This window comes from Streptomyces boluensis (assembly GCF_009908195.1).
GTDB lineage: Bacteria > Actinomycetota > Actinomycetes > Streptomycetales > Streptomycetaceae > Streptomyces > Streptomyces boluensis.
Genome location: NZ_JAAAHS010000726.1, coordinates 1 through 1,197, shown reverse-complemented (window position 1 = coordinate 1,197; position 1,197 = coordinate 1). Strand labels below are relative to the sequence as shown.

The window sequence follows — 1,197 nt, the reverse complement described above, 5'->3', positions numbered from 1 at the left end:
GGTGGCGGGGGCGGGTGTCCGCGCGGGCGAGCACGGTGAGGCCGGACTCCTCGATCAGATCGGTGAGTTCGGTGGCGCCGCGCAGCTCCAGGCGTTCCGCCAGGTCCGAGATGATCAGCCAGGCCTCGCCGCCGGGCAGCAGATGGTCCCGCGCCCCGGCGAGGAATCCGCGCAGCATCGCGCTCCCCGGGTCGTACACGGCCCGGTCGAGCGCGGTGCGCGGCTTCGCCGGCAGCCACGGCGGGTTGCACACGACCAGGTCCGCGCGCCCTTCGGGGAACAGATCGGCCCGCCGCACCTCGACCCGGTCGCCGAGGCCGAGCCGCTCGGCGTTCTCGGTGGCGCAGGCGACGGCACGTTCCTCCAGGTCGGTGGCGACGACCCGGTCGAGGCCGCGGTGGGCGAGGAGCACGGCCAGGACTCCGGTACCGGTGCCGATGTCGAAGGCGGTCGTCGCGCCGCGCGGCAGCGGCGCCTCGGCCACCAGGTCGACGTACTCACCGCGCACCGGCGAGAACACCCCGTGGTGCGGATGGATCCGGGCACCGGCACCGAGCGCGGGGATCTCGACACCCTTGCGGTGCCATTCGTACGCGCCGACGAGCCCGAGCAGTTCGCGCAGCGAGCCCACACCGGGCCCCTCGGCCGGTGGCCCGTACGCGTGCGCACAGGCCGCACCGACCTCGGGTGCGCCCCGCAGCGCGATCCGCAGGGCGGTCCCGTCCGGGTTCTCGTACGGGATGAGCAGCAGTCCGAGGATCCGCGCCCGGCGGGACTGTTCCCGGCGCTGCGCGAGGAAGGCCTCGCCCGGGGAGGCGGCCTTGCCGGCGGGCCGGCCCCGGCCCTCGGCACGGCGGCCGAGGGAGGAGAGCAGCTGGCGCGCGGAGCGGTAGTCGCCCTGCCAGAGCAGCGCGGTGCCCTCGCAGACGTGCCGGTACGCGGCGGCGACGCCCATCCGGCTGTCGGCGGGCACGACACGACGCGGCGGCGCCGCCCCGTTCTGCGCGTACCACGTCGCGGAACGCTCCCCGGAGTCGTCCGTCCAGTGCATGACCTGCGTATTGGCTGCTGACACAGAGCCATTGTGCGGCACGGGGCTCCGCCCCGAACCCCGCTCCTCAATCGCCGGAGGGGCTCAATTTTGAGCCCCTCCGGCGTTTGAGGAGGCCCGTCCGGCGAGGACTTTCGGGAAGGGGC

Annotated in this window: 1 protein-coding gene; it reads right to left on the bottom strand. The window is 74.8% G+C overall.

The window, feature by feature from the left end:
* Positions 1-1,051, bottom strand: a 1,051-nt coding sequence (locus GUY60_RS37760; RefSeq protein ID WP_161706010.1) for a methyltransferase, incomplete at its 3' end; no start/stop codon positions are given.
* Positions 1,052-1,197 lie beyond the last annotated feature (146 nt).